27 protein-coding genes and 1 tRNA gene are annotated in these 25,109 nt (G+C 61.5%); 16 read left to right on the top strand and 12 right to left on the bottom strand.

Annotation, left to right across the window (positions count from 1 at the left end):
• The first annotated feature begins 50 nt into the window (after positions 1–50).
• On the top strand, positions 51–974 hold the full coding sequence (locus N1937_RS19935) for a YihY/virulence factor BrkB family protein (RefSeq protein WP_170257049.1): 924 nt from the start codon (positions 51–53) through the stop codon (positions 972–974).
• Here the strand turns inward: N1937_RS19935 and gluQRS are convergent.
• Positions 939–1,820 carry a tRNA glutamyl-Q(34) synthetase GluQRS gene (gene gluQRS, locus N1937_RS19930; protein WP_170263046.1) on the bottom strand — a complete coding sequence of 294 codons (882 nt, stop codon included), beginning with the start codon at positions 1,818–1,820 and terminating at the stop codon, positions 939–941. The two genes, N1937_RS19935 and gluQRS, sit on opposite strands and share 36 nt — an antisense overlap.
• Between gluQRS and N1937_RS19925 the strand changes: the two genes are divergently transcribed.
• On the top strand, positions 1,819–2,511 hold the full coding sequence (locus N1937_RS19925; RefSeq protein WP_222279862.1) for a DNA-3-methyladenine glycosylase family protein: 693 nt from the start codon (positions 1,819–1,821) through the stop codon (positions 2,509–2,511). The two genes, gluQRS and N1937_RS19925, sit on opposite strands and share 2 nt — an antisense overlap.
• A gap of 111 nt (positions 2,512–2,622) precedes the next feature.
• Complete coding sequence (locus N1937_RS19920; protein ID WP_017966367.1) at positions 2,623–3,180, top strand: HNH endonuclease; 558 nt, start codon at positions 2,623–2,625, stop codon at positions 3,178–3,180.
• A 73-nt stretch (positions 3,181–3,253) separates the two neighbouring features.
• On the opposite strand, the gene N1937_RS19915 is transcribed toward N1937_RS19920, so the two are convergent.
• The gene (locus N1937_RS19915) at positions 3,254–3,775 is read right to left on the bottom strand and encodes a disulfide bond formation protein B (RefSeq protein ID WP_222279639.1); all 522 of its coding nucleotides are present in this window, start codon (positions 3,773–3,775) and stop codon (positions 3,254–3,256) included.
• 22 nt (positions 3,776–3,797) lie between these two features.
• Complete coding sequence (locus N1937_RS19910) at positions 3,798–4,394, bottom strand: YqaA family protein (protein WP_017966369.1); 597 nt, start codon at positions 4,392–4,394, stop codon at positions 3,798–3,800.
• 196 nt (positions 4,395–4,590) lie between these two features.
• On the opposite strand from N1937_RS19910, the gene N1937_RS19905 reads away from it, so the two are divergent.
• Positions 4,591–4,881, top strand: a complete 291-nt coding sequence (locus tag N1937_RS19905) for a hypothetical protein (protein WP_170263044.1) — start codon at positions 4,591–4,593, stop codon at positions 4,879–4,881.
• Positions 4,882–4,998: 117 nt separating this feature from the next.
• Entirely contained in the window at positions 4,999–5,328 is a 330-nt protein-coding gene (locus N1937_RS19900) for a hypothetical protein (RefSeq protein ID WP_017966371.1), read from the top strand.
• Positions 5,329–5,380: 52 nt separating this feature from the next.
• On the opposite strand, the gene N1937_RS19895 is transcribed toward N1937_RS19900, so the two are convergent.
• Both N1937_RS19895 and N1937_RS19890 read right to left on the bottom strand, forming a co-directional pair.
• Positions 5,381–7,129, bottom strand: coding sequence for a cation:proton antiporter domain-containing protein (locus N1937_RS19895; protein WP_260056819.1), 1,749 nt, complete (start codon positions 7,127–7,129; stop codon positions 5,381–5,383).
• Positions 7,130–7,250: 121 nt separating this feature from the next.
• Complete coding sequence (locus N1937_RS19890; RefSeq protein WP_172643362.1) at positions 7,251–7,589, bottom strand: hypothetical protein; 339 nt, start codon at positions 7,587–7,589, stop codon at positions 7,251–7,253.
• A 13-nt stretch (positions 7,590–7,602) separates the two neighbouring features.
• Between N1937_RS19890 and N1937_RS19885 the strand changes: the two genes are divergently transcribed.
• On the top strand, positions 7,603–7,890 hold the full coding sequence (locus tag N1937_RS19885; RefSeq protein ID WP_017966374.1) for a hypothetical protein: 288 nt from the start codon (positions 7,603–7,605) through the stop codon (positions 7,888–7,890).
• A gap of 81 nt (positions 7,891–7,971) precedes the next feature.
• Here N1937_RS19885 and N1937_RS19880 read toward each other — a convergent pair.
• Together N1937_RS19880 and N1937_RS19875 are read right to left on the bottom strand one after the other, a co-directional pair.
• Positions 7,972–8,056 (bottom strand) — tRNA-Leu (locus tag N1937_RS19880).
• A 125-nt stretch (positions 8,057–8,181) separates the two neighbouring features.
• Complete coding sequence (locus N1937_RS19875) at positions 8,182–9,477, bottom strand: MFS transporter (protein WP_017966375.1); 1,296 nt, start codon at positions 9,475–9,477, stop codon at positions 8,182–8,184.
• Positions 9,478–9,606: 129 nt separating this feature from the next.
• On the opposite strand from N1937_RS19875, the gene N1937_RS19870 reads away from it, so the two are divergent.
• Positions 9,607–10,185 carry a TetR/AcrR family transcriptional regulator gene (locus tag N1937_RS19870; RefSeq protein ID WP_017966376.1) on the top strand — a complete coding sequence of 193 codons (579 nt, stop codon included), beginning with the start codon at positions 9,607–9,609 and terminating at the stop codon, positions 10,183–10,185.
• 90 nt (positions 10,186–10,275) lie between these two features.
• On the opposite strand, the gene N1937_RS19865 is transcribed toward N1937_RS19870, so the two are convergent.
• Positions 10,276–11,256 carry an aldo/keto reductase gene (locus N1937_RS19865; RefSeq protein ID WP_017966377.1) on the bottom strand — a complete coding sequence of 327 codons (981 nt, stop codon included), beginning with the start codon at positions 11,254–11,256 and terminating at the stop codon, positions 10,276–10,278.
• A gap of 221 nt (positions 11,257–11,477) precedes the next feature.
• On the opposite strand from N1937_RS19865, the gene N1937_RS19860 reads away from it, so the two are divergent.
• A complete protein-coding gene (locus tag N1937_RS19860) occupies positions 11,478–13,109 on the top strand; it encodes an AMP-binding protein (protein ID WP_260056818.1) in 1,632 nt (543 codons plus the stop codon).
• Here the strand turns inward: N1937_RS19860 and N1937_RS19855 are convergent.
• The 3 genes from N1937_RS19855 to secA all read right to left on the bottom strand — a co-directional run bounded on the left by N1937_RS19855 (position 13,106) and on the right by secA (position 18,695).
• Positions 13,106–14,383 carry a GNAT family N-acetyltransferase gene (locus N1937_RS19855; RefSeq protein ID WP_222386991.1) on the bottom strand — a complete coding sequence of 426 codons (1,278 nt, stop codon included), beginning with the start codon at positions 14,381–14,383 and terminating at the stop codon, positions 13,106–13,108. The genes N1937_RS19860 and N1937_RS19855 overlap by 4 nt on opposite strands.
• Positions 14,384–15,799, bottom strand: a complete 1,416-nt coding sequence (locus N1937_RS19850) for a lipopolysaccharide biosynthesis protein (RefSeq protein WP_222386990.1) — start codon at positions 15,797–15,799, stop codon at positions 14,384–14,386. It lies immediately after the preceding gene.
• Between the two features lie 178 nt (positions 15,800–15,977).
• Positions 15,978–18,695, bottom strand: a complete 2,718-nt coding sequence (gene secA / locus N1937_RS19845; RefSeq protein ID WP_162116770.1) for a preprotein translocase subunit SecA — start codon at positions 18,693–18,695, stop codon at positions 15,978–15,980.
• 246 nt (positions 18,696–18,941) lie between these two features.
• On the opposite strand from secA, the gene N1937_RS19840 reads away from it, so the two are divergent.
• The 6 genes from N1937_RS19840 to N1937_RS19815 all read left to right on the top strand — a co-directional run bounded on the left by N1937_RS19840 (position 18,942) and on the right by N1937_RS19815 (position 23,058).
• A complete protein-coding gene (locus tag N1937_RS19840) occupies positions 18,942–19,823 on the top strand; it encodes a peptidylprolyl isomerase (protein WP_170263040.1) in 882 nt (293 codons plus the stop codon).
• Between the two features lie 114 nt (positions 19,824–19,937).
• Entirely contained in the window at positions 19,938–21,179 is a 1,242-nt protein-coding gene (argJ, locus tag N1937_RS19835) for a bifunctional glutamate N-acetyltransferase/amino-acid acetyltransferase ArgJ (protein ID WP_260058983.1), read from the top strand.
• Positions 21,160–21,966, top strand: a complete 807-nt coding sequence (locus N1937_RS19830; protein ID WP_260056817.1) for a GNAT family N-acetyltransferase — start codon at positions 21,160–21,162, stop codon at positions 21,964–21,966. Before argJ ends, N1937_RS19830 begins: the two co-directional genes overlap by 20 nt.
• Positions 21,963–22,376, top strand: a complete 414-nt coding sequence (mutT, locus tag N1937_RS19825; protein WP_260056816.1) for an 8-oxo-dGTP diphosphatase MutT — start codon at positions 21,963–21,965, stop codon at positions 22,374–22,376. The genes N1937_RS19830 and mutT overlap by 4 nt, the downstream gene beginning before the upstream one ends.
• A gap of 126 nt (positions 22,377–22,502) precedes the next feature.
• Positions 22,503–22,817: a hypothetical protein gene (locus N1937_RS19820; protein ID WP_017966386.1), complete on the top strand. Its 315-nt coding sequence runs from the start codon at positions 22,503–22,505 to the stop codon at positions 22,815–22,817.
• A 73-nt stretch (positions 22,818–22,890) separates the two neighbouring features.
• Positions 22,891–23,058 (top strand): Flp family type IVb pilin, encoded by a 168-nt coding sequence (locus tag N1937_RS19815; protein ID WP_017966387.1) that lies wholly within the window; start codon positions 22,891–22,893, stop codon positions 23,056–23,058.
• A 15-nt stretch (positions 23,059–23,073) separates the two neighbouring features.
• Here N1937_RS19815 and N1937_RS19810 read toward each other — a convergent pair whose 3' ends face one another.
• Positions 23,074–23,958: a class I SAM-dependent methyltransferase gene (locus N1937_RS19810; protein WP_260056815.1), complete on the bottom strand. Its 885-nt coding sequence runs from the start codon at positions 23,956–23,958 to the stop codon at positions 23,074–23,076.
• 77 nt (positions 23,959–24,035) lie between these two features.
• Between N1937_RS19810 and N1937_RS19805 the strand changes: the two genes are divergently transcribed.
• Together N1937_RS19805 and grxC are read left to right on the top strand one after the other, a co-directional pair.
• Positions 24,036–24,812, top strand: a complete 777-nt coding sequence (locus tag N1937_RS19805) for a ComF family protein (protein ID WP_260056814.1) — start codon at positions 24,036–24,038, stop codon at positions 24,810–24,812.
• A gap of 31 nt (positions 24,813–24,843) precedes the next feature.
• Positions 24,844–25,101 (top strand): glutaredoxin 3, encoded by a 258-nt coding sequence (grxC, locus tag N1937_RS19800; protein ID WP_170278768.1) that lies wholly within the window; start codon positions 24,844–24,846, stop codon positions 25,099–25,101.
• The last annotated feature ends 8 nt before the right edge of the window (positions 25,102–25,109 follow it).

Here is a 25,109-nt window from a genome sequence, read left to right as displayed (position 1 = left end):
TCGTTTCCCATATTCGGCCAGAGGATACAATCTGGAAAGCCGGAGACGGAATGCCGAAGGTGCTGCGCACGATCTACGACGTGGTCTATGACGCGATCTGTCACATGGTCGAGGACGACGGCTTCGCCATGGCAAGCCATGTGGCGCTGTCGAGCCTGCTTGCGGTTTTCCCTTTCCTGATCTTCGGCACAGCGCTTGCAAGCTTCCTCGGCGCCGATCAGTTCTCCTCGACCGCCATCCACCTGATCTTCGACACCTGGCCCGAGGCGATCGCCAAGCCGCTCGCCGACCAGGTGCTGCAGGTGCTGACCATTCCGCGCGGCGGGCTGCTGACGATCTCGGTGCTGGCCGCCGCCTATTTCGCCTCGAACGGCGTCGAGGCGCTGCGCATCTCGCTCAACCGCGCCTACCGGGTACAGGAAACGCGGCCCTGGTATTTCACGCGTCTCGCCAGCCTCGGCTATGTGCTGATCGCGGTCATCATCTTTGCGGCGATCAGCATCCTGCTGGTCGCCCTGCCGCTGGCGCTCGATTATGCGCGCGGCTGGTTTCCGCTGTTTGCCGATACGCTCGACATCGTGTTCAGCTGGCGCATCTACGGCACGCTGGTGGTTCTGACGGTCGGACTGCTGGTCATGCATCTCTGGCTGCCGGCCGGCAAGCGACGGGTCTTCGACGTCATTCCCGGCGTACTGTTGACGCTACTTCTCTGGCTCGCCGGCGCGCTGATTTTTGCCTATTATCTCGCGACCTTCGCCAATTATACGGCAACCTATGCCGGTCTCGCCTCTGTCATGATCGTGCTGATCTTCCTCTACATGGTCGGCGTCATCTTCATCATCGGGGCGGAGATCAACGCGGCGCTGATCAAGTTCCGCGTCTTCCGGATGTTTTCGCACACGCTTTCGATCGTCGGCAGAGAGCGTGTCGAAAGCCAGTCAGAGCCCGACAAGGCGGCGAATATCCGCAACTGACATGCCCTGGGCGCGCAATTCGCCAAGTGCGGTGTCGCCCTCGCTTTTCGAAAGTTTGCGGCCGTCGGCGCCGAGAATGAGACGATGATGGTGATAGACCGGCTGCGGCAGGCCGAGCAGCACCTGCAATAGCCGATGCACCGATGTCGCATGGAAGAGGTCGAGCCCACGCACGACATGGGTGACACCCTGCAGCGCATCGTCGACGACCACGGAAAGATGATAGCTCGATGGCGCATCCGAGCGTGACAGGATGACGTCGCCCCAGACGTTGGGCTCGGCGGCGATCTCACCTGTCCTGCCGTCGCCGGTTTCCGTCCAGAACAGCAGTTCGCCGATCAGGTCGAGCGCCTTGCGCATATCGAGCCGCCAAGCATGTTTCATTCCCGAGGTCAGCATGTCCCGCCATTCGTCTGCCGAACGCTCGCGATCATTTGCGGGATAATGCGGGGTGCCGTCGGGATCGCGCGGCCAGGATTCACCCGCCGCCTCGTAGGCGGCGACGCGCGCTTTCACCTCGCCACGCGTCAGAAAGGCCGGATAGACCAGTCCGCGCTCGATCAGTGTGTGCAGCGCCGCCTGATATTCGGGGAAATGTTCCGACTGGCGCCGCACCGGGCTTTCCCACTTGATATCAAGCCATTCGAGATCGCTGAGGATGCCGGCCTCGAACTCTGGCGTGCAGCGCGTCTGATCGATATCCTCGATACGCAGCAGCAAGCGGCCTTGTTCGGCATCCGCCATGTCGCGGTTCAGCAGGGCCGACAGGGCATGGCCGAGATGCAACGGTCCGTTGGGGCTCGGCGCAAAACGAAAGACAGGTTTTTGACGCTCACTCGTGGTCATGCTTTCTTCTGCCATGGATTCGAATTTTGAACCACTGCGAGGCAAAGTGCAGATCATCCGCAACGAAGACGATGTCAGGCAGGGGCTCGAAGCGCTGCTTCGCCTCGATCCGCGTCTTGCACCGATCGTCGCGGAGGCCGGGCCCATTCCGCTGCGGCTGCGCGAACCCGGCTTTGCCGGCCTTGCCCATATCATCGTCTCGCAGATGGTATCGCGCGCCAGCGCCGACGCGATCTGGCGGCGCATGCTGCCGTCGGATGGTCTTTTGACTGCCGAAGGCTACGTGCTGCTTCACGCCGACGCATGGCGCGAATTCGGCTTGTCGCGCGCCAAGGCCGAGACGCTGTCGCGGATTGCCGAAGCGGTCGCCTCCGGCCGCCTCGATCTCTCCGGGCTCTGCCTGAAGCCGCCGGGCGACGCACTTGGCGAACTGACCGCGCTGAAAGGCGTCGGACCGTGGACGGCGGAGGTGTATCTGATGTTTTGCGGTGGCCACGCCGATGTTTTCCCAGCCGGCGATGTCGCACTGCAGAATGCCGTCGGGGCGGCTTTCGGTCTTGCAGCACGGCCGCCGGCAAAGGCGCTGACCCAGCTTGCGGAAGTCTGGTCGCCGTGGCGTTCGGTGGCGGCACGGCTTTTCTGGGCCTATTACGCCACGAAAATGCGCCGTGACGTGGTGCCGACCGGCTGATCGGCAACACTCTTCAAATTGCCTTTATCCTCTGAATTTATTGGACTTCACAATCCTGTAACAACCGGCCTAATATACAGGTGCAGATGCCGAATCGATCAGGAGAGTCCCTTGACGATTGCAGTCTCCCCACAGGCCCTGCCAGCGCTCGTCCTGAACGCTGACTACCGGCCACTGAGTTATTACCCCTTGTCGTTGTGGTCCTGGCAGGACGCGATCAAGGCGGTATTTCTCGACCGTGTGAACATCATTGCAGAATATGAACATTCGGTTTCCTCGCCGAGTTTTTCGATGCGGCTTCCGAGTGTCGTGTGCCTGAAGACTTACGTTCAGCCGTCCCGCAATCCCGCCTTCACCCGGTTCAACGTCTTCCTGCGCGACCGGTTCGAGTGCCAGTATTGCGGCGCTGATGACGACCTGACCTTCGACCACGTCATTCCGCGCGCCCATGGCGGCGAGACCACCTGGGAGAATGTCGTGGCAGCCTGCTCGCCCTGCAATCTGCGCAAGGGTAGCAAGCTTCCGAAGCAGGCAGGCATGTTCCCGGCGCAGAAGCCCTACCAGCCGACGGTACAGGATCTGCACAATAACGGCCGGCTGTTCCCGCCAAACTATCTGCATCAAAGCTGGCTCGACTATCTCTACTGGGATACCGAACTACAGCCCTGATCGAACGGCCTACAGCGTCGCGCGTCTTTTCAAACGCGCAAAAGGCGCTGTACATTTCGGTTTCCTGCATAATTTATGCAGTGGCGGCCTTGCGAACGCCGACAAAGGCGAAGGCCGCAAGCAGGATTCCGGCAATCACATTCCAGCCGGCAAAAGACAGGCCGAGCACGCGAAGCGCCGCATCGGTGCAGGACGGGCCTTTGATGGTGTTGAGCTCACCGAGCAGATCGCCGGCATTGGTCGTCATGCTGCTTGCCGTCGTCGAGCAAGTGGGCGGGCCGGGCCAGAAATGCCATTCGACGCCGGCGTGATAGACACCCATGCCTGCCGTCACCAGCATCAGGATGCCGGCCGCGAGAATGAGCGCCCGGGTGATCCAGTTCGGCAGCCCGATGAGTTCGGAGATTGCGGCCAGGATCGCGATCGGGATGGCGTAATAATAGGGCTGACGCTGCAACAGGCAGAGCGCGCAAGGAATATAGCCGCCGATATACTGGAAGCCGAGCGCCGTTCCGACCGCCGCCGCCATGCCGATGGCGAGCAACAGGGAATAAATAAAGCCGGGGCGGGCGAGAGGCGAGGAAGTGGCAGTCATGGCGGAGCTCCGCGAAATTGGCTCAGTGGGCAAACAGTTTATAAGCGATTCCGAGTGTGATGAGGACGCCGGCACCGATGCCGACGATCTGACCAAGGCGTTTCTCGACGAAGTGGCGGATCGGCTCGCCATATCGACGAAGCAGCCACGCCAAAAGCAGGAACCGAGCACCACGAGCCACGATGGCCGAGATAACGAAGAAGCCTAGATTCATGCCGATGACGCCAGCCATAATGGTCACGACCTTAATCGGCGGAAGGTGTGCTAAGCCGGAAGTCACCAGCAATAGTAACAGGATTTCCCATTCGCCGTGGATCGCGCTTCGCAATCGCTCGAAATCATCGAATTTGCTGTAGAACTCAAGAACTGGCCTGGCGATTGCGTCATAGGCGTAATAGCCGAGCGCCCAGCCGGCGATGCCGCCGAGCACGGAGGCGACAGTTGCAATCAGCGCATAGCGATAGGCGCGTTCCGGCTTGGCAAGCGCCATCGGCAGGAAGAGCACATCGGCGGGGACGAGAAAGACGGAGCTTTCGACGAAGGCGATGACGGCGAGCCAGACTTCGGCCGATTTGCGCGAGGCCAAAGACATGGTCCAGTCGTAAAGTCTGCGGAGCATTCCGTTTCCTTCCTGTTGCGGTGCAAAAAGCTTTAGGGGCCGTGCGCGGCGCTGTAAATGCTCGCCCGTGTCCTTCCTGCCACCGCCGTCGAAAAATTTTCGTGATGCAGGCCATCGGCGCCTCTCCCAAGATTTCGCGGGATTGCGAATCGGCCATTCTGCGGCAAGCTGATTTAGGGTCGACGTGCAGGGTGGCATGAGAATGTTCAAAGTGATCGAAGGCGGCCGTGGACACGCCGTGCAAATGGATGGGCTCTCCGCAGAGGGGCGTGGACCAAGCAAAGACGACGTGCGCCGGGAGGCTGCGCGACGGATCAGCGAGAGCGGTTATCATCTGTCCCGCGTCCGGGAATTCGCGACCGGCGTGCCAATGCTGGCGTCTCTCAAACACCTGTCGCTGCAGATCGATTTCGCAGCCGAGGCGTTGTCGCGGCTCGATCCAATCCCGGAGGATTTCTGCGCCGACGGTTATTGGCCGGCGGGCTGAGGCAATCCCGCTACGGCGCCGCGCGTCTGGGGATTTAATCCCTATGCCTGTCGGAACAACGGCTTTGGCGCATGGTTTCCTCCTCATGATCAACAAAATCCCGAGGAGGATATTCCCATGCGGATGAAACTTGCTGCAGTCTCGCTGCTCGCTCTTGGCATGGCGGCGTCGGCTTTCGCACAGAGCAACCCGCCGCAGGCTCCGACCAACAGCGGCGCCAATACGCCGAGCAGCTCGGAATATAACAGCACCGGCAACAGCGGCAGCGGCACGACGGTACCACTGGATCCGAATGCAACGAACAGCACGACGAACAATGGCTCCGGCGGTTCGATGAACATGCCGATGAACAAGGCGAATTGCCCGGACCAGCCGAGCGGCAATTCGCTTCAGACGCAAGGCGGCAACAGCGGCACGACGACCAACGAAGCTTGCCCCGACAAGTAGTCTATCATTTTGCGAAACGCCGCAGCTCTATCCGAGAGCTGCGGTTCCCGTCTCAGGATAGGTCCATCGACTTTTCCCATTGCTGCCGCAGGACGTTCATTTCCGTCCGCTTCTGGGCCATTTCGCTAACGGCGGCACGCAGATGCGGATGGTGCGACATGAACATATTGAAGTCGCGCCGCTCAAGCACCTCGAACTGGCAGAAGTCGACGGCGATGACGTCGGCGGTGCGCCGTCCGCCAGTCAGCAGCGCCATTTCGCCGAAGAAGGCGCCAGGCTCCAGGCGGATCGCGCCGCTGGCGAGCCGCACTTCCACCGCGCCCGAGGAGATGAAATACATGCTGTCGCCCCGGTCGCCGCGGCGGATGACGCGTTCGCCGGGCGGCGCGGATTTCGCCTTGAAGAGCAGCAGCAGCTCCTCCTGCGCGTCCTCGTCGACCTCGGAGAACAGCGGGAAAGTCTCGATCAGCTGCTGCATCTTCAGTTGATGCTGGCGCTCGCGCTCTTCGCCGAGCTCCCTGATCTTTTCCAGTTCTCTGCCGAGCGCCTTCTGCCTGTTCCTGCCGTAGCTTTCCCAGAGGGACGGCCATTTCGAATGGATGTATTTCTTCAGGCCGTCGGTCGCAAAGATCACGATCGGATTGAGGGTGATCGACAGGATTGCGGCGGCCAGGATCAGATCCTGGCCCTCATGCGGCAGGAGCCCGAGCGAGACGCCGAGGCCGGCGAGGATGAAGGAAAATTCTCCGATCTGGGCAAGGCCGCCGGCCAGAGTCAACCCCATGCTGATCGGGTATCGCAGCAGCATGACGATCAGGAAGGTGATGATGCCTTTGCCGAGGATGACGAGCGCCAGCGCGCCGATCACGGCAAGCGGCTGGCGCACCAGGATCGAGGGATCGAAGAGCATGCCGACGGAGACGAAGAACAGCACGGAGAAGGCATTCTGCAGCGGCAGCGAGTCGGCCGCCGCCCTGTGACTGAGCTGGGATTCGCTCATGACGACGCCAGCGAAAAAAGCGCCGAGCGCAAAGGAGACGCCGAAGATCGCCGCCGAACCGAAGGCGATGCCGAGCGCGATCGCCAGCACCGTCAGCGTAAAGAGTTCGCGCGAGCCGGTGCGGGCGATCATCGTCAGCAGCCAGGGCACGATGCGAGGGCCGAGGAAGATCGCCATGGCGGCGAAGGCCACCACCTTCAGCAGCGTCAGGCCGATCGTCAGCACCAGCGGCAGGTCGCCGAGCCCATGATTGGTCGTAATGCTGGCATTGCCACCCAGAAGCTCTGCGAGCGCCGGCAGCAGCACCAGCGCCAGCACCATCACCAGATCCTCGACGATCAGCCAGCCGACGGCGACGCGTCCGCTCGCCGCGCTGACGAGATTGCGCTCCTCCAGCGCCTTCAAGAGCACGACGGTGCTCGCCACCGACAGGCTGAGGCCAAGGACGATGCCGGCGCCGAGGCTCCAGCCCCAGAGCTTGCAAAGACCGATGCCCAACAGGGTGGCGAGGATAATCCGCCCGATCGCGCCAGGCACGGCGATGCCGCGCACGGCGAGCAGGTCGGATGCGGAAAAATGCAGGCCGACGCCGAACATCAAAAGGATGACGCCCATCTCGGCGAGCTGGCCGGCAAGGGCGGTATCGGCGACGAAGCCCGGCGTGAACGGGCCCATCAGGATGCCCGCCATCAAATAACCGACGAGCGGCGGCAGCCGAAGCCTGTCGGCGCCATAGCCCAGGATCGCTGCGAAAACGAAACTGACGGCGACCGTCGCGATGAGTCCTACTTCCTGATGCACGTCCGCCCTCTCTTGTGATCGCGGCGGCCACTCTGGACGAAGCGCAAGCAAAATTAAACAGTTGATTTGGGGGATAAAGCCTTCGTTCTCACCACCTGCGTCTTGCCTCGTTACCCTTTCATTAAGAAAGGAGAAACGACATGCGGAAGAGTACGGCATCACCATCAGCGAGCGCGGCGTCACTTTCGGTGCCGTGCGCGAACGTGAGCACCGCCGCTATCGCGATAATGCCTGCGAAACCAGGAGCATCACCCGACAGGCCGACGAAGGTGAGGTCACCAAGACGCTCCGGCGCTGCAATAAACGAAAAAATGTGCGATAAGGACGAAGCCTGGTCCCGACGAGCCGGGTTTTCGCCTTTTGTGGCACGAATATCGCAATGCGGTGGTGAAAGTCGTCTGTCGGTGTTATGAGCACGCCTTTGGTAAAAGCGCGTTCCCAGCGCAAACACCGCCCGCACAGGATCTTTTAGTATGATTGAGCTTACGCCGTCCCAGATTGCCGCACTTAAACTCGCCAGGGATGGAGACCTTTATCCTCAGCCGGCCAATAAATGGACGCACGAGAACGCGACAGTGACTTATGCACGAACTGACCGGTGGAAAGAGCGGCCTCAGAAAATAAAATCGGTCACCGCCAAGACGCTGGGCGAGTTGAAGGAGCCGGGTTTTCTGGAGAGGCGGCACCTGGATGACGACGCATCAAAAGACGTCTACGGCATCACGATGGCCGGCAAGATGTGGTTGCTGAAGAATAAGTGAGCTTCGCTAAGATACGAATTATGTTGCGTGGTCCTGTGTCGGGCTTTTGAGGCAGGGGCGCTACGCGACAATTTGAGATGATGGTGCCCCATGCCGGAGTCGAACCAGCACTTCTTTCGAAACTCGATTTTGAGTCGAGCGCGTCTACCAATTCCGCCAATGGGGCAACGGATACGAACGGGCGGCTGTCTAACATGCGAGCGCCCGGACGCGCAAGACGGGCAAGCGAAGTTATCGGACTGATCCGGTAGAGAGATCCGGCCTCGCTTCGAGGCCGGATCCTGTTTGATATCAATGGGCGGCGGCCGGTGCCGGGTTGCTCAGGCCGGACTTCTTCAGCGTAATCGCCAGGATCGAGGCCAGCAGGCAGAAGGCGCCGGCGACGAAGAAGGCGGGCAGGTAGCTCGAAAGCTCCGTGCGCGAGAGGCCGGCGCCATAGGCGGCCGTGGCGGCTCCCAGCTGATGTCCGGCAAAGACCCAGCCGAAGACGAGGCCGGTCTTTTCGCGGCCGAAGCGGTCGGCGGCGATCTTGACGGTCGGCGGCACGGTGGCGATCCAGTCGAGACCGTAGAAAATGGCAAAGATGGAGAGGCCGTAAAAGCTGAAATTGCTGAAGGGCAAGTAGAGCAGCGAGAGACCGCGCAGTCCGTAATACCAGAACAGCAGCCAGCGATTGTCGAAACGGTCGGACAGCCAGCCGGAACCAATGGTGCCGAAGAAATCGAAGATGCCCATGACAGCCAGCACACTGGCCGCGGCCACCGGCACGATGCCGAAATCGCCGCACAGGGTCACGAAATGGGTCTGGATCAGGCCGTTGGTGCTGAGACCGCAGATGAAGAAGGTGGCAAAGAGGATCCAGAAGGTCGAGGTCTTCGAGATTTCCTTGAGGACGGTGATCGGCGTCATCAGCGCGGCGCCAAGCGAGGTGCTTGCCGGCGGCGGCGTCACCTGCGTTTCGCCGAAGGAGGGCAGGTCGAGATCGGCCGGCCGGTCGCGCATGAAGGCAAGCACGGCAAGGGCTGCAACCATGATCATGGCGCAGACGAAAAACACCGTCGAGCGCCAGCCGTAACGTTGCGTCAGTTCCGCCATCAACGGCAGAAAGACGAGCTGGCCGGTGGCCGAACTTGCCGAGAGCATGCCGACGACGAGGCCGCGATGCTTGGTGAACCAGCGGCTGGAGACCGTTGCGGCGAGCACCATGGCCGTCAGACCCGTGCCGAAGCCGACGACGATACCCCAGAGCAGCAGCAACTGCCACAGCGTCGTCATGAACAGCGAACCGACGAAGCCTGCGCCGATCAGCGCAAGCGCGAAGACGATGACCTTGCGCACGCCGAAATAATTCATGAAGGCGGCGGCGAACGGACCCATGAAGCCGAAAAGGATCAGGCGGATCGCAAGGGCCGAGGAAATCTGCGATGTCTCCCAGCCGAATTCGTCCTGCAGTGGCTTGATGAGAACGCCGGGTGCGCCCATGGCGCCGGCGGTGACCAGCATGGTGAGGAAGGTCGCGGCGACGACGACCCAGCCGTAATGGATGTTGCGCCGGGCAAGGGAGGAGGCAAGGGCTGTGGAAACCATGGGCAAGATTCCGGTTGAATTCAGGTCTTAGGAGATACTGGATCGATTTACATGATGGGCATCATATTTCTTGCGTATTGATGATGGACGTCATATATTTTGTCAAGCGACTATTTCTGGAGATGACGAATGCGGGTCAGCCGCGAAAAATTTGCCGAGAACCGCGAAAAGATCCTGAGCGTTGCCGGCGTGCTTTTCCGCGAAAACGGTTTCGACGGGGTGGGCGTCGCCGACATCATGAAGGCGGCGGGGCTGACGCATGGCGGCTTCTACGGTCATTTCGGTTCGAAGGACGACCTGGCGCTTGAGGTCAGCCGCAAGCTGATCGACAAGGTCGAAACGCGCTGGAAGGAACATATCGCCGAATCGCCCGACCGGCCGTTGGCAGCGCTTCTCGATCATTATATCCACTGGCGCACGGTTGACGATCCCGGCGGCAGCTGCGTTTTTGCAACGCTGATCCAGGAGGTCAGCCGCAGCCGCGGGGCAGTCCGCGCGGTCTTCAGCGATGGGCTGTCCGTGCTGGTCGACACGCTTGCCGATATCGTTCCCGGCGAAACGGAAGAGAAGCGTCGTGCCAATGCGACGACGACACTGTCATCGATGATGGGTGCCGTCATTCTTGCCCGCGCGGTCGAGGACAGGGCGCTTGCCGAGCAGTTTCTGGTGACGATGCGCCGGCAGCTCGATCCTGAAAGCCAGACATAATCTCAGTCGCGAAAGGCGATGGTTTCGATCTCCCTCTCCGCGCGGAGAGGGATCTACCTTGCACATGCCTGAGGATCGAGAAACCAGCGGCTACTTGAAGCCGGCGATGGCGTGCGGGACGTAGGGTGCTTCCAGTGCCGCGATTTCCTCGGCGGTAAGCTTGACCGAGAGCGAAGCAACGGCGTCTCTGAGGTGGTTCGGTTTGGACGCGCCGATGATCGGGGCGGTCACCGCACTCTTCTGCAGGATCCAGGCGGTTGCGACCTGGGCGCGGGAGATGTTGCGGGCCTTGGCGATTTCGGCCACGGCCCCGACGATCTTGCGGTCGGCATCGATGGACTGGGTGTAGAGCGTCTTGCCGAATTCGTCGGTTTCGCTGCGCGCCGTCGTCTCGTCCCAGTCGCGGGTCAGGCGGCCGCGGGCAAGCGGGCTCCACGGGATGACGGCGATTTTCTGATCCTCGCAAAGCGGCAGCATTTCGCGCTCTTCCTCACGGTAGAGCAGGTTCAGGTGGTCCTGCATGCTGACGAATTCGGTCCAGCCGTTCAGCCTGGAGACGTAGAGCGCCTTGGCGAATTGCCAAGCATACATGGAGGAGGCGCCGATATAACGCGCCTTGCCCGATTTGACGACGTCGTGCAGCGCTTCCAGGGTTTCCTCGATCGGCGTCGTGTAGTCGAAGCGGTGGATCTGATAGAGGTCGACATAGTCGGTGCCGAGGCGGCGTAGGCTGTTGTCGATTTCGTCGAAGATCGCCTTGCGCGACAGACCGGCGCCGTTCGGGCCCGGCCGCATCCGGTTGAACACCTTGGTCGCCAGCACGATGTCCTCGCGTTTGGCGAAGTCTTTGATGGCGCGGCCGACGATCTCCTCCGACGAACCGTTGGAATAGGTGTTGGCGGTGTCGAGGAAATTGATGCCGAGGTCGATCGCCTGCTTGATCATCGTCCGGCTTTCTTCCTCACGCAGGCTCCAGGCGTGATTCCCGCGGCTGGGATCGCCGAAGGTCATGCAGCCCAGGCAGATTTTCGATACTTCGAGACCGGTCTTTCCGAATTTTACATATTCCATGAAACGGCTCCGTGATGGATTGGATGACCCCAGCGGCATTCCCTGATTTAGTGCGGAAGTGCCAAAGTCTCAGGGAGCGGGGCCAAATAATCTGCGCTGCCATGCGCGCAAGGATATGTGATCGGCCTTGAAGCTGAGTTCATCCTTGCTGCTTCCGGCTTCGGCTTGCGCATCCGCGCAGCAAGGTGTTAGCTGCTGCAGCATTTCACCGGAATCCGACTATGAAACTGCCGTCCCATGATCGTTACGACGATCTCTATCACAATTTCTCCTGGCGGATTCCGGAGGATTTCAATATCGGGCGCGCCGTCAGCGACGACTGGGCCGCAAGAGATCCGGAGCGTGTCTGCCTTGAGCATTTCAGCCTTGACGGCGATCATCGCGCAATGACCTATCGCGCGCTCGCCGACCGTTCCTCGGCTTTTGCAAATGCGCTCGTTTCACTTGATATCAAACGCGGCGATCGCGTCGCGCTGCTATTGCCGCAATCCTTCGAAACGGTGATCGCGCATGTGGCGATCTATAAGACCGGCGCGATCGCGCTGCCACTGGCGCTGCTCTTCGGCGTCGAGGCGCTGGAATACCGGTTGAAGGCGGCAGGTGCCGCGGCCGTCGTCACCAACGGCTTCGGTCTCGAACGCATCCGGCAGATCCGCGGACGCCTGCCGGCGTTGAAGCATATCGTCAGCATCGACGGGGCGAGTGCCGATGCGACTGCTTTCGCCGAACTGGCGGATGGCCATCCCCCTGTCTTCGACATCGCCAAGACCGGTCCGGACGATCCGGCGCTGATGATCTTTACCTCCGGCACGACGGGGCCGCCCAAGGGCGCGTTGCATGGTCATCGCGTTCTGCCCGGCCATATTCCCGGTATGCAGTTTGCCCATGAAGGCTTTCCGAAAGTCGGTGACAAGGTCTGGACGCCGTCCGACTGGGCCTGGGCCGGCGGTCTGCTCAATGCGCTGCTGCCGAGCCTCCTGCTCGGCATTCCCGTCGTTTCGTCGCCGGCGCAGAAGTTCGATGCCCATATGGCCTATCGCATCATGGCGGAGATGGATGTGCGCAACGCCTTCATTCCGCCGACGGCGCTGAGGCTGATGAGATCCGTGTCCGATCCGCGCTCGAAATATGATCTGGTGCTGCGCACCATCGGTTCGGCCGGGGAGGCGCTCGGCCGCGAGACCTATGAATGGGCGCGGCATACGCTCGGCATCACCGTCAACGAATTCTACGGCCAGACGGAGTGCAATTTCGTGCTTGCTTCCAGCGCTGCTTACGGCGTCACGAAGGCCGGTGCCATCGGGCGGGCGGTGCCCGGGCATCGCGTCGCGATCGTCAGCGAGACGGGCGACGAGTTGCCTGTCGGCGAACCGGGCCAGATCGCCATCGCCAGTCCCGATCCTGTGATGTTCCTCGGCTATTGGGACGATGCGGCGGCGACCGAACGAAAATTCGCCAAGGGCTGGCTGCTCACCGGCGATATCGGCCGGCAGGACGCTGGGGGCTACGTCACCTTCGAAGGCCGCGACGACGACGTCATCACCTCGTCGGGATATCGCATCGGCCCGGCCGAGATCGAAGACTGCCTGATCGGCCATCCCGCCGTGCAGCTTGCCGCCGCCGTCGGCAAGCCCGATGCCGTGCGCACCGAGATCGTCAAGGCCTATATCGTGCTTTCACCGGGCCATCATCCAAGCGAGGCGCTGGCCGCCGACATAAGGGAGTGGGTGAAGACGCGGCTTTCGATGCACGAATATCCCCGTGAGGTGGAATTCATCGATGCCTTGCCGCTGACGACCACCGGCAAGGTGATCCGCCGGCTGCTGCGGGAGAGGGCGGCGGCTGAAAGTTAGCCTCGCCCGGCAAGCGACATGATCTTTTCGCGCAGCATCTTCGCCATGTTGCGGGTGCTGCGGTACATGTGGAGTTGGGCTGAGACCTGGCGCATGTCGCGGTCGCCGTTCTGCATCAGGCCGATCACCAGCGTTCCCATCTCCTCGCGCTCCTGCCAGAAGCGGCTCATGATCGGATGATCCGAGACGGCGCAGGAATCGGAGCGCACGATATTGGCATCGTCGAGATGCCATTCGGTGAGTTCGCTCATCAACAGCTTGCCCGGCGAATAGCGGGCATAGTTTTCATCGTAGGCGGTCTTCCAGGTATAGGCCTCGCCGCCCATCATCAGCACGACGATGGCGGCGATCGCCTTGCCATTGAGATCGATCGTGTGAATACGCACGGCATCGACGGCGGCAAGGTTCGACACCGCCTCGCGGGCGAAGGCCGTATGATAACGATCGGTGACGAGAGCGCTTCGCCGCTTGCCCTTCCAGCCCCCGGCTTCCATTGCCAGGAATTCCTCGAAGCGGACATGAATTTCGCGCGGCTGGCGGGCGACGGCATAGACTGTTGTTCCCTGTTCCTCCAGCAGGCGCCACTGCCGGCGCATCTCGCGCATATGCGAGGAGGAGATGGTTTTGCTGAGATAGGCCGGCGCCTCTTCCTCGCTCTGCAGCATCGGGCGCAGGTAGGGATTGGTGACGGTGACGGGAAGATTGCGGCTGAGCGCCACGGCCTTGAGCATCCGCACGAAGATACCGTTCAGCCTGAGATCCGGCAGAACCAATATGCCGGGCAGATTGAGATCGCGGGCGGTCAGCCCTTCGAAGAGATTGTCGAGCGTCTCGGCGGCATCCTCGCCATCGACGAGCGGCGTGCCGAGTGGACCGAAGCTGTTCGACCAGCCGCGGATGATCGACGGGCCGACGGCGAAGCCCGGCTTGTCGACCGAAAACGGCAAGAGAAACCGCATGCGGCTGCGGTCGGCATTGTGATCGCGGATCAGGGCAAAGTTCACCTGCCGGTCTTCGAGCCGCGGCATGGCGGGGGCGAGGAAGCGGCCGGAGAAAAAGACGTTCGGCTCCATCGCCCGGTTGGAGAGGAAATCGAGCTCATCCTGAAGCTCATAACCCAGCTTGCCGGGATAAAGGCAGAGCTCGCGCCCCGGCCGGCCGATCTCGGCGCGAGCCTCGGCGCGCCGCGCTTCGAAATTCAGCGCGGCGAGATCATGCACCATGCGGTTTGCGGCGCTGTCGGTGCTTTCGGTAACGGGGGGAACACGCACCATCTATCGAACTCTCATTTCAGGCGTTGCGGTGGAGGGGCTGGCGAAGGCGAAAAGGACGATGCCGAGCGTGCGGCGCACGGCCATATGCAGCAGGATCGCCTCGACAGCCATGGCGGAGGCGGTGGCGATCGCCGTGCCCTCGATGCCGTAGTGTGGGATCAATGCGAGGTTGAGGCTGACATTGGCCGTCAATGCGCCGGCATAGAGTGCGACGCAGAGGTTCTGCTTGCCTGCCATCATCAGCAGCGTTTCGGCCGGGCCGACCAGCGATTTGGCAAGGATGCCGGCGAGCAGGATCGCCATCACCAGATAGCCTGATGTAAAGGCGCCGCCAAAGAGCGACAGCAGCAGATGGCCGGCCGCAAGCACGACAAGGCCGACCCCGAGTGCCGGCCAGAAGGTCCAGCGGGCGGCGTCGATGGCAGCGGTTGCCAGCTGGGCGTGGTCGCCTTCGGCGATGATCGAGGAAAAGCGCGGGCCGGAGGCCGCCTTGACCGAGAAATTGATGAAATGCACCAGCGCCATCGTCTTGGCGGCGGCGAAATAGATGGCAACGTCGTGCGGCTCGAGGAAGATGCCGACGACGACGACATCGGAATTGGTGAGCAGGAAGCTCACGCCCTCGATCAGGAAAATCGGGAAGGCGACGCTGAACCAGGCGAGGAAATCGACCTTGCGCGGGCCTTCGTCATAATGCCGGCGAAGGCGGTAGAGCGTTGCGACATACTGGCCGAGAGCGGTGACGAAGGTGGCGACCAGTGCTGCCTGCATTGCGGTGACGGCCGTGTGCTCGGCGCCGATGGTAATCGCGATCAGCATGAAGAGGATGATGAGGATCGGGCGGACGATGTAGACCGGGCTCAGCGCCATCACCGGCCAATGGTTCGCCCGTGATGTGCCTTCCAGAATGTCGCCGAGCGCGATCATCGGCATGGCGAGCAGGCCGATGAAGATCGGGACGAGATAATAGACCTGGATCATATCGCCGAAGAAATGCAGCCCGAGCATGCCGGCGGCGAGCACCGCCGTGCCGGACAGCAGCGCGAAGATCCGCGCCGTGCCGGTCAGGCCGCGGATTTCCTCGAAGGCGCCGGCAGCCCTGTATTGCGGCAAGAAGCGGACGATCGCGGTGTGGAAACCGAGGCATGAGAGATCGCCGAAGACGACGACCAGCACCCAGACGAAAACGAAGATGCCGTATTCATACTCGCCCATCAGCCGGGCAAGCACGATCTGGGAGACGAAGGCGAGTGCTGCGCTGAGGATACGGATCGAAAACGCCGTCAGCGCCATGCGCTGGGCGGCCGCCTTCTCCCCGCGTTCGGTGAGCACGGCGGCAAGCATGCGCAGCGTACGGCCGCCGATTGGGCGCAGGCCCGCGGGCAGCATCTTCTCCGCTGTTTCTATGACCGCCATGATGAACACGCAAAACTCTGAGGTCAGGCAAATCGCCCCTGAAGTCTTGACAGGACAGGGTTAAGAAACGGTTCCGGATCAGGCTGCCGTCCAACGCTGAAATTCGGATTTTCGGCGTTGCCACAGAAAAGAAAATGTCGCCCGAAGGCGGCATTTCGCGGATCTTTGCGGACTTGCCTCAGACCTGCTCGAAGGCGCCGTGGCAGTGCTTGTATTTCTTGCCGGAGCCGCAGGGGCAGGTCTCGTTGCGGCCGACCTTGCCCCAGGTGGCGGGATCATCCGGGTTGCGGTTTTCAGGCGAAACGATGACTTCCGACGCCTGGTAGATCGCCGGGGCGAAATCGTCCTCGCCGGTCGTCGGATCCAGATGATGGGCCTGCATCAGCGGCGGTTCAGGCTCGGCAGGCGCCTGCTGCACCAGTTCGACGCGCATCAACTGGGCAGTGACGGCCTCGCGCAGATTGTTGAGCAGCGCGGTGAAGAGCTCGAAGGCCTCCGACTTGTATTCCTGTAGCGGATCGCGCTGGGCATAGCCGCGGAAGCCGATGACGGAGCGCAGATGGTCCAGGTTGACGATGTGCTCGCGCCAAAGATGATCAAGCGTCTGCATGACGATCGAGCGTTCGACATAATGCATGATGTCGTCGCCGAAACGCTCGGCCTTTTCCGTGAAGGCCGCATTGGCGGCTTCGGTCAGGCGCTCGCGGATATCGTCCTCGCCGATTCCTTCTTCCTTCACCCAGTCCTCGACCGGCAGGTCGAGATTGAGGATGTTCAAAGCGCCGGTCTTCAGGCCGACAGCATCCCATTGTTCGGCATAGGCGCGCTCGGGGATATGCTTGTCGACCATGTCCTCTATCACCTCGCGGCGCATGTCGGAAACGGTCTCGGATATGTTGGTCGATTCCATCAGTTCGAGGCGCTGCTCGAAGATCACCTTGCGCTGATCGTTGAGAACGTCGTCATACTTCAACAGGTTCTTGCGGATATCGAAGTTGCGAGCTTCGACCTTCTTCTGGGCGCGCTCCAGGGCCTTGTTGATCCAGGGATGGACGATCGCCTCGCCCTCCTTGAGGCCGAGCTTGGTCAGCATGCTGTCCATGCGGTCGGAACCGAAGATGCGCATCAGGTCGTCCTGAAGCGAGAGGTAGAACTTCGAGCGGCCGGGGTCGCCCTGACGGCCGGAGCGGCCGCGGAGCTGGTTGTCGATGCGGCGGCTTTCATGGCGTTCGGTAGCGATGACGTAGAGACCGCCGGCTTCGAGCGCCTTCTGCTTAAGCTGTTTGATCTCCTCGATGATCGCCTGGATCCGGGCGTCACGCTCCGGACCGGCTTCGACTTCGCCGAGTTCGCGCTCGATGCGCATGTCGAGGTTGCCGCCGAGCTGGATGTCGGTGCCGCGGCCGGCCATGTTGGTGGCGATGGTGATGGCACCCGGCACGCCGGCCTGGGCGACGATATAGGCTTCCTGCTCGTGGTAGCGGGCGTTCAGCACCTTGAAGTCGTCGAAGCCCTGCTTGCGCAGGCGCTCGGCAAGCAGTTCCGATTTCTCGATCGAGGTGGTGCCGACCAGCACCGGCTGACCGCGCTTGTGGGCGTCGAGGATCTCTTCGATGATCGCCTTGAACTTCTCGTCGAAGGTCCGGTAGACCTCGTCGTCCTCGTCGAGGCGCTTGATCGGCAGGTTGGTCGGGACCTCGATGACATCGAGATTGTAGATGTTGGCGAATTCTTCCGCTTCCGTCTGCGCCGTACCGGTCATGCCGGCGAGCTTGTCGTACATGCGGAAGTAATTCTGGAAGGTGATCGAGGCCAGCGTCTGGTTTTCCGGCTGGATCTGCACCTTTTCCTTGGCTTCGAGCGCCTGGTGCTGGCCTTCCGAATAGCGGCGGCCCGGCATCATACGGCCGGTGAACTCGTCGATGATGACCACTTCGTCGTTGCGGACGATATAGTCCTTGTCGCGCTGGAAGAGCTTGTGAGCTTTCAGCGCATTGTTGATGTGGTGGACGATGGCAACGTTCTCAATGTCGTAGAGCGCGTTGCCCTTCAAGAGGCCGGCCTGGCGGAGCAGGTTTTCCAGCTTCTCGGTGCCCTCTTCGGAGAAGTTGGCGGAGCGCTGCTTTTCGTCGATCTCGTAATCGCTGGGAGCCAGCATCGGAATGAAGGCGTCGATCGTGTTATAGAGTTCGGAGCGGTCGTCGAGCGGACCGGAGATGATCAGCGGGGTGCGCGCCTCGTCGACCAGGATCGAGTCCACTTCGTCGACGATCGCGAAGTTGTGGCCGCGCTGGACCATCTGGTTCTTCTCGTACTTCATGTTATCGCGCAGATAATCGAAGCCGAGTTCGTTGTTGGTGGCGTAAGTGATGTCGCAGGCATAGGCCGCGTGACGTTCCTCGTCGGAAAGGCCGTGGACGATGACGCCGGTGGTCATGCCGAGGAAGCCGTAGACGCGGCCCATGTTGGCGGCATCGCGCTGGGCGAGGTAATCGTTGACGGTGACGACGTGCACGCCCTTGCCGGAAAGCGCGTTCAGATAGACCGGCAGGGTGGCGACGAGGGTCTTGCCTTCGCCGGTCTTCATCTCGGCGATCGCATTCGAATGCAGGATCATGCCGCCGACTAGCTGTACGTCAAAAGGTCGCAGGCCGAGGACGCGGCGCGAGGCTTCGCGCACGACGGCAAAGGCCGGGATCAGAATGTCGTCGAGCGTCTTGCCCTCGGCGAGCAGGGCGCGAAACTCCACGGTCTTTGCCGCGAGCTGCTCGTCCGTCAGGGCCTTCGTCTTCTCTTCGATAGAGTTGATGGCAATGACGTTCGGCTGGAAGGACCGCACGCGGCGGTCGTTGGAAGACCCAAATAACTTGCGGGCTATACCGCCAAAGCTGACCATATGACTGGCCCTTTCTCAATATTCATCCCCGGCGTTTCTTGTTCGCGGCCCAGCCGAAAATCAGGCGCGCGCCTTAAAACGCCCGGAAACTGTTCTGGACGCGAGGTTGCGTGACAGATAAGAGGGGGGTCGAATGATGTCAACGGATTTGGCGGATACAGAAAGGCCACAATCCGGTGTTGATGGCTATTTTGGGCCGGATTCAGGGGATGCTGAAACCGGCAATGTAACTGTGAAGGGTATTTCATGTTGAGCACCAACAAACTTGCCGTTCTGGCGTTTGCAACTTTCGTTGCGCTCCAGGCCCCGGCCTATGCCGATGACGCCGTCATCGCCACGGTCGGCGCCCTGGAGATCCACCAGTCGGAACTCGACCTCGCCGTCGCCAATCTCGACCCGCAGTTGGCACAGCTTCCCGATGACCAGAAGAAGGTCGCAGCCCTTTCCGCCGCCATCGACGTGAAGCTGCTCGCCGCCGACGCTGCGGCCGAGAAGCTCGATCAGACCGACGAATTCAAGAAGCGCATGCAGTATCTCACCGATCGCGAGCTTCACAATGCCTATTTCAAGAAGCATGTCGTCGACATCGTAACGCCTGACGAAGTCAAGGCCCGTTACGACAAGGAAGTCGCCGCCCTGCCGAAGCAGGAGGAAGTCCACGCCCGTCATATCCTCGTCAAGACCGAGGACGAAGCCAAGGACATCATCAAGCAGCTCGACGCCGGCAAGGATTTCGCCGAACTCGCCAAGGAAAAGTCCACCGATCCGAACAAGTCGGAAGGCGGCGACCTCGGTTATTTCTCGCGCGGCCGCATGGTCAAGGAATTCGAAGACGCAGCCTTCGTGCTTGAGAAAGGCACCTATTCAAAGACGCCTGTTAAGACCGATTTCGGCTTTCACGTCATCAAGGTCGAAGATAAGCGCGATGCCCCGCCGCCGCCCTTCGATCAGGTGCAGGATCAGGTTCGTCAGCTCGTCATGCGCGACAAGTATCTTGCGCTTCTGAACCAGGCGAAGGCCTCCTCCAAGATCGAGATCACGGACGAGACGCTGCGCAAGGGTTACGACCAAGCCAACAAGCAGCCGGAGCCGGGCAGCGAGCCCGTCGCGCCGGCGCCGCAGCAGTAATAATAATCGCCTAGGGCCCGGTTCTTCCGGGCCCTTCACTATCGTGGTTGTCGCATTTCCGGACGGCGAACCGGTTTCCATTTCGCCTGGAAATGCTCATTGGCAGGTCTCATCATGTCCGGTTCCGTCTCTCCGCTCGCTCCGAAATCCTTCGTCTCGATGCCACCGCTGCGCGGCGTGCGCATGGCGACGGCTTCCGCCGGCATCAAGTACAAGAACCGTACCGACGTGCTGATGATGGTCTTCGACAGGCCGGCGACCGTCGCGGGCGTTTTTACCCGCTCCAAGTGCCCGTCGGCGCCGGTCGATTTCTGCCGGGCCAACCTCCCCCACGGCAGCGCCCGCGCCGTCGTCGTCAACTCAGGCAATGCCAATGCTTTCACCGGCCTGAAGGGCCGCCAGGCGACCGCGCTGACGGCGAAGTCGGCTGCCGCTGCCGTCGGCTGCGCCGAAAACGAGGTCTATCTGGCCTCGACCGGCGTCATCGGCGAGCCGCTCGATGCCACTAAATTTTCAGGCGTTCTGGAACGGATGCAGGTCGAAGCGACCGGCGATTTCTGGTTCGAGGCCGCCAAGGCGATCATGACGACCGACACCTATCCGAAGGTTTCGACCCGCAGCGCCGAGATCGGCGGCGTGGCCGTGACGATCAACGGTATCGCCAAGGGTGCCGGCATGATCGCGCCTGATATGGCGACGATGCTCTCCTTCGTCGTCACCGATGCCGACATCGCGCCTGCCGCGCTGCAGGCGCTGCTGTCTGATGGCGTCGGCCCGACCTTCAATTCCATGACCGTCGACAGCGACACCTCCACCTCCGACACACTGATGCTGTTTGCAACGGGTGCCGCAGCCGAGGACGGCCAGGTCCGCATCGAACGCGCCGACGACCCGCGCCTTGCCGCCTTCCGGGCCGCACTCAACGAAGTGCTGAAGGATCTGTCGCTGCAGGTGGTGCGGGACGGCGAGGGCGCCACCAAGATGCTCGAAATCACCGTGACGGGTGCAGAGAGCGATGCCGCCGCCAAGCGCATCGGGCTGTCGATCGCCAATTCGCCGCTGGTCAAGACAGCCGCCGCCGGCGAAGACGCCAATTGGGGCCGTATCGTCATGGCCGTCGGCAAATCCGGCGAGATGGCCGATCGCGACCGGCTCGCCATCTGGTTCGGCGACATCAGGGTTGCCGTCAATGGCGAGCGTGATCCCGATTATTCCGAGGAGGCGGCCTCGAACGTCATGAAGGCGCAGGATATCCCCGTCAAAGTCGATATCGGGCTCGGCGCCGGCACGGCAACGGTCTGGACCTGCGACCTCACCAAGGAATATGTTGCGATCAATGGCGACTATCGGAGCTGATCGTTCATTGGCGCAGGCATCCATTTCCCTACACAATCTGCCGCTGGTGCGCAGGCTGGAGGCCGTCGGCTTCCGCGCCTGGCCGGCGGCATCCGTGCAATATGACGGCAGCTGGCAGGTGCGGCTGACGGCCGGTCACCCGTCCAACCGGCTGAATTCGATCGTGCCGCTCGATCCTTCGGATCATCGCGACGTCGAAATCCGCCTCGAAAAAGCGCGCCGGAAGTTCGAGGCCTATGGACGCGCTGCCGTGGTCCGCCAGACGCCGCTTGCCTCGCCGATGCTGATCGAACTTCTGCGCACGCAGAACTGGACGCGCTTCGATGAGACGGTGGTGATGACCTGCGACCTTGCCGAGGCGGAGCTGCCGGATACGCTCGATCACCTGCCGACCCATGACGTCGGCCGGTTCGTCGACGCCAATCTTGCCGTCGACCAGGCGCCACTGAGGCTGAAGCCGGCGCTTGCCGAGATCATTTCGGCGATCAAGCCGCCATCCGGCCTGTTCATGATCGAGAATGCGACGGACGGCCCGCTTGCGACCGTGCTCTGCGTCCAGGACAATGACCTTGCCGGCATCATGTCGCTTTCGGTCTCCGAGACGCGGCGGCGCGAGGGGCTTGGCACCGAAATCCTGACCTCGGCGCTGCGCTGGGCGCGCATGCGCAGCGCCCGTTCGGCTTGGCTGCAGGTGAAGCTGTCCAACCGCCCGGCAATCGCACTCTATGAGCGCCTCGGTTTTCGCGACGCCTATCATTATTGCTATTGGCAAAGGGAGCCGCGATGAGCGAGGCAGGCCAGAAGATATTGCTGGTCGCCGCCTGTGCGCTGATCGATGCCGATGGGCGTATCCTGTTGGCACAGCGTCCCGAGGGAAAGTCGCTTGCCGGGCTCTGGGAGTTTCCCGGCGGCAAGGTCGAGCCCGGCGAGACGCCGGAGGAAACGCTCGTGCGCGAGCTCGAGGAAGAGCTCGGCATCATCACCAAGATCGCCTGCCTTGCGCCGCTTACCTTTGCCAGCCATTCTTACGAGACCTTCCATCTTTTGATGCCGCTTTATATCTGCCGGCGCTATGAGGGCATTCCCCAGGGCCGGGAGGGCCAGGCGCTGAAATGGGTGCGTCCGCAGGCGCTGCGCGATTACCCGATGCCGCCGGCCGACGAGCCGCTCATCCCGATGTTGCAGGATTTACTTTAGCGTTATCTGATTATTATTGTGCCACACCGTTTTCGGCTGTGGATATTAATGGATCGTTTAGCACCTTCTGCCAAAGATCGGCCTCAATCAAGCATCTGGCGTGCGTGTATTAAAAGGCTTGACGTCATGGACGATGATTTCTGGAAAGCTGTCCGGGAAAAGGAACGGGCTTCGTCTGCCTCGCGCAGGACGGGTGCGCTGAATATCGCCCTTCTGTTCGGCACGGCGGTGGTCGCGCTGACGCTCATTCTGACGCCGATGCTTGCGGATTCCTCGAAGAAAAGCGTTTTTGCCAGCGCGCCGGCGGATTTCGATACGATCACGACGGGATCAATCCCGAAGAGTGAAAGCGGCAAGCGTTACACCATCCGCCGCAGCGTTCTTCAGGAGACGCCCGGGTCGGTCTGCGTCGTCCAGGGCTATGGCGTCGGCGGTTGCTGAAGAATGCCGGCCGTCCCCGATAATCGTGGAATTGGTCGTTTGCAGTCGGTTTCGCTCAGAGGGTCGCGTAATAATGCGTATTTTGAAAGCATTTCTTGCGGATAACAGAGGTGCGACGGCAATCGAGTATGGCTTGATCGCCGCCCTCATTTGTGGCGCGCTCATCTCCGGTCTCGGAGCCTTCACCGGCGCCTTGCAAGGCGTCTTCAACGTGATCGGCAACAATCTGCCCGCGAATTGAAGACGCTGCCGGTCGCTACTGCTTGAGCTTGTGCTCGTCTACCTTCAGTGCATCGGCAAGGCGCGCCTTGGCCGAACCTGGCCTGAGCGGCTTTTGCTGGCTCTCGTGGGCAGACCATCCCGAGACATAGATGATCGAGAAGGTGGCGCGGATACGTCCATCGGGATCGGAATAACGTTCGGCGTAGATCTCCGCTGCGCGCAGGAAGAAGGCGCGCGTCAGGGGCATCCGGGCGCGGGCTGCAAGTGGATTGCTCATGCCCATCGCTCTCAGATCCCGCATCAGCGGAAAGAGCGAATCATATCGCACCGTATAGTTCTCAGCATCGATCACCGGCAACGTGAAGCCGGCGCGCTGCATGAGGCTGCCGACGTCGCGCACATCGGCGAAGGGAATGACACGCGGGCTTGCACCGCCTGTCATCTCGACCTCGGCGGCCAGCAGCACGTCGCGCAGTTCCTGCAGCGTGCTGGCGCCGGGGATCGCGGCCATGAACAGGCCGTCCGGCTTCAGGGCGCGGCGGATCTGGATGAAGACACCCGGCGTATCGTTGGTCAGATGCAGGCTGAGCGGCGCAAGGATAAGATTGGCCGATTGCGGTTCGAGCGGCACATCCTCCAGCGGCGCCTCGATCAAGGTTTCGCCCGGTCCGGCATAGGCCTTCTCGCTTTCGATGCGGATCATCGTGCCGATTTTGCCCGTCGCTAGCGCGGCACGGGCGGCAGCACCGGTTGCGCCATGCAGTTCGACCGCGGTCTCGAAAGTTCGCTCGACCACCGTAAGCCTCTCGGCCATTTCCTCACCGGCAATGTCGAGCAGGAAGGCGGCTTTCGGGTCGTTGTTTACAAGCGCACGATGGCGATGTGCGGCGATCAGGGCTCTGTCGAAGATCGTTTCCATGGCGATGTCCTTAGTCCCGCGCCGTCTGTGCGGCAAGACGATTTTCCTTTCGTGGAGAACGCGCTAGTCTCTGCGGCATGGGGCCAATCGAATTGAAAAGACCGGCAGAATTCTTGCGGACGCATCTCTTGCAGCCGTTTTCGGCGCTTGCCGATTTCTTTTATCCGCCCGCCTGTTCCGTCTGCGGTATTTCGACCGGCGGCCATCGCGGGCTCTGTGCGAAATGTTGGTCTGGTATCCGCTTCATCGAACGGCCTTATTGCGAGGTGCTCGGCATTCCCTTCTCGCACGATCTCGGCGCCGGGATCCTCAGCGCCGAGGCGATCGCCAACCCGCCGCCCTTCGACCGGCTACGGTCGGCTGCGACCCACGATCATGCGGTCCGTGATCTCGTCCATGGGCTGAAATATCGAGATCGCACCGATCTGGCGCCGATGATGGCCGCCTGGATGCTGCGGGCCTCCGATGGGACGGTCGAAAGCTGCGATGCGCTGATCCCAGTGCCGCTGCATCGCACCCGTATGCTGGCGCGCAAGTTCAACCAGGCAGCAGAGCTTGCCCGCCACATGGCAAAGCTCTCGGGCAAGCCGCTGCTTGCCGCCACGCTTATTCGCGTCAAGCGCACCAGCCAGCAGGTCGGCCTTGGCGCCAAGGCGCGCGAGGACAATGTCAGGGGTGCTTTTGCGATCGCCAAGGGTTGCGAAAACGACATTTTCGGCAAACGCATCGTCCTTGTCGACGACGTCTATACAACAGGGGCGACGGTCGCTGCGGCAAGCCGGACACTGCGCAAGGCGGGTGCGGCTGAGATCACGGTTTTGACCTTTGCAAGGGCTCTCTCCGAGCCTATATGACAGAAATACCCGGCGTCGGTCTGGAGAGATTATGGTACCCGTCACCATCTATACACGGCAGTTTTGCGGCTATTGCAGCCGCGCCAAGTCCCTTCTCGAAGAAAAGGGCGTCAAATATGTCGAGCACGACGCGACCTTTTCGCCGGATCTTCGCCAGGAGATGATCGGCAAGTCGAACGGGCGTACGACCTTTCCGCAGATATTCATCGGCATCGACCATGTCGGCGGTTGCGACGATCTCTTTGCACTCGATCGGGCCGGCAGGCTCGATCCGATGCTGGCAGTCTGAGGAAGAGC

The sequence above is a fragment of the Rhizobium sp. WSM4643 genome (genome assembly GCF_025152745.1).
In the GTDB taxonomy this organism is placed as follows: Bacteria; Pseudomonadota; Alphaproteobacteria; order Rhizobiales; family Rhizobiaceae; genus Rhizobium; species Rhizobium leguminosarum_I.
This window is presented reverse-complemented; position numbering and strand designations above follow the sequence as displayed.

What these genes read in the sequence shown, in the direction of transcription:
- N1937_RS19935 (WP_170257049.1), top strand. Translation starts at nt 51, where the DNA reads ATGCCGAAGGTGCTGCGCACGATCTACGACGTGGTCTATGACGCGATC.
- N1937_RS19925 (WP_222279862.1), top strand. Translation starts at nt 1,819, where the DNA reads ATGCTTTCTTCTGCCATGGATTCGAATTTTGAACCACTGCGAGGCAAA.
- gluQRS (WP_170263046.1), bottom strand. Translation starts at nt 1,820, where the DNA reads ATGACCACGAGTGAGCGTCAAAAACCTGTCTTTCGTTTTGCGCCGAGC.
- N1937_RS19915 (WP_222279639.1), bottom strand. Translation starts at nt 3,775, where the DNA reads ATGACTGCCACTTCCTCGCCTCTCGCCCGCCCCGGCTTTATTTATTCC.
- N1937_RS19910 (WP_017966369.1), bottom strand. Translation starts at nt 4,394, where the DNA reads ATGCTCCGCAGACTTTACGACTGGACCATGTCTTTGGCCTCGCGCAAA.
- N1937_RS19905 (WP_170263044.1), top strand. Translation starts at nt 4,591, where the DNA reads ATGAGAATGTTCAAAGTGATCGAAGGCGGCCGTGGACACGCCGTGCAA.
- N1937_RS19900 (WP_017966371.1), top strand. Translation starts at nt 4,999, where the DNA reads ATGCGGATGAAACTTGCTGCAGTCTCGCTGCTCGCTCTTGGCATGGCG.
- N1937_RS19885 (WP_017966374.1), top strand. Translation starts at nt 7,603, where the DNA reads ATGATTGAGCTTACGCCGTCCCAGATTGCCGCACTTAAACTCGCCAGG.
- N1937_RS19875 (WP_017966375.1), bottom strand. Translation starts at nt 9,477, where the DNA reads ATGGTTTCCACAGCCCTTGCCTCCTCCCTTGCCCGGCGCAACATCCAT.
- N1937_RS19870 (WP_017966376.1), top strand. Translation starts at nt 9,607, where the DNA reads ATGCGGGTCAGCCGCGAAAAATTTGCCGAGAACCGCGAAAAGATCCTG.
- N1937_RS19865 (WP_017966377.1), bottom strand. Translation starts at nt 11,256, where the DNA reads ATGGAATATGTAAAATTCGGAAAGACCGGTCTCGAAGTATCGAAAATC.
- N1937_RS19860 (WP_260056818.1), top strand. Translation starts at nt 11,478, where the DNA reads ATGAAACTGCCGTCCCATGATCGTTACGACGATCTCTATCACAATTTC.
- N1937_RS19855 (WP_222386991.1), bottom strand. Translation starts at nt 14,383, where the DNA reads ATGGTGCGTGTTCCCCCCGTTACCGAAAGCACCGACAGCGCCGCAAAC.
- N1937_RS19850 (WP_222386990.1), bottom strand. Translation starts at nt 15,799, where the DNA reads ATGGCGGTCATAGAAACAGCGGAGAAGATGCTGCCCGCGGGCCTGCGC.
- secA (WP_162116770.1), bottom strand. Translation starts at nt 18,695, where the DNA reads ATGGTCAGCTTTGGCGGTATAGCCCGCAAGTTATTTGGGTCTTCCAAC.
- N1937_RS19840 (WP_170263040.1), top strand. Translation starts at nt 18,942, where the DNA reads ATGTTGAGCACCAACAAACTTGCCGTTCTGGCGTTTGCAACTTTCGTT.
- argJ (WP_260058983.1), top strand. Translation starts at nt 19,938, where the DNA reads ATGTCCGGTTCCGTCTCTCCGCTCGCTCCGAAATCCTTCGTCTCGATG.
- N1937_RS19830 (WP_260056817.1), top strand. Translation starts at nt 21,160, where the DNA reads ATGGCGACTATCGGAGCTGATCGTTCATTGGCGCAGGCATCCATTTCC.
- mutT (WP_260056816.1), top strand. Translation starts at nt 21,963, where the DNA reads ATGAGCGAGGCAGGCCAGAAGATATTGCTGGTCGCCGCCTGTGCGCTG.
- N1937_RS19820 (WP_017966386.1), top strand. Translation starts at nt 22,503, where the DNA reads ATGGACGATGATTTCTGGAAAGCTGTCCGGGAAAAGGAACGGGCTTCG.
- N1937_RS19815 (WP_017966387.1), top strand. Translation starts at nt 22,891, where the DNA reads ATGCGTATTTTGAAAGCATTTCTTGCGGATAACAGAGGTGCGACGGCA.
- N1937_RS19810 (WP_260056815.1), bottom strand. Translation starts at nt 23,958, where the DNA reads ATGGAAACGATCTTCGACAGAGCCCTGATCGCCGCACATCGCCATCGT.
- N1937_RS19805 (WP_260056814.1), top strand. Translation starts at nt 24,036, where the DNA reads ATGGGGCCAATCGAATTGAAAAGACCGGCAGAATTCTTGCGGACGCAT.
- grxC (WP_170278768.1), top strand. Translation starts at nt 24,844, where the DNA reads ATGGTACCCGTCACCATCTATACACGGCAGTTTTGCGGCTATTGCAGC.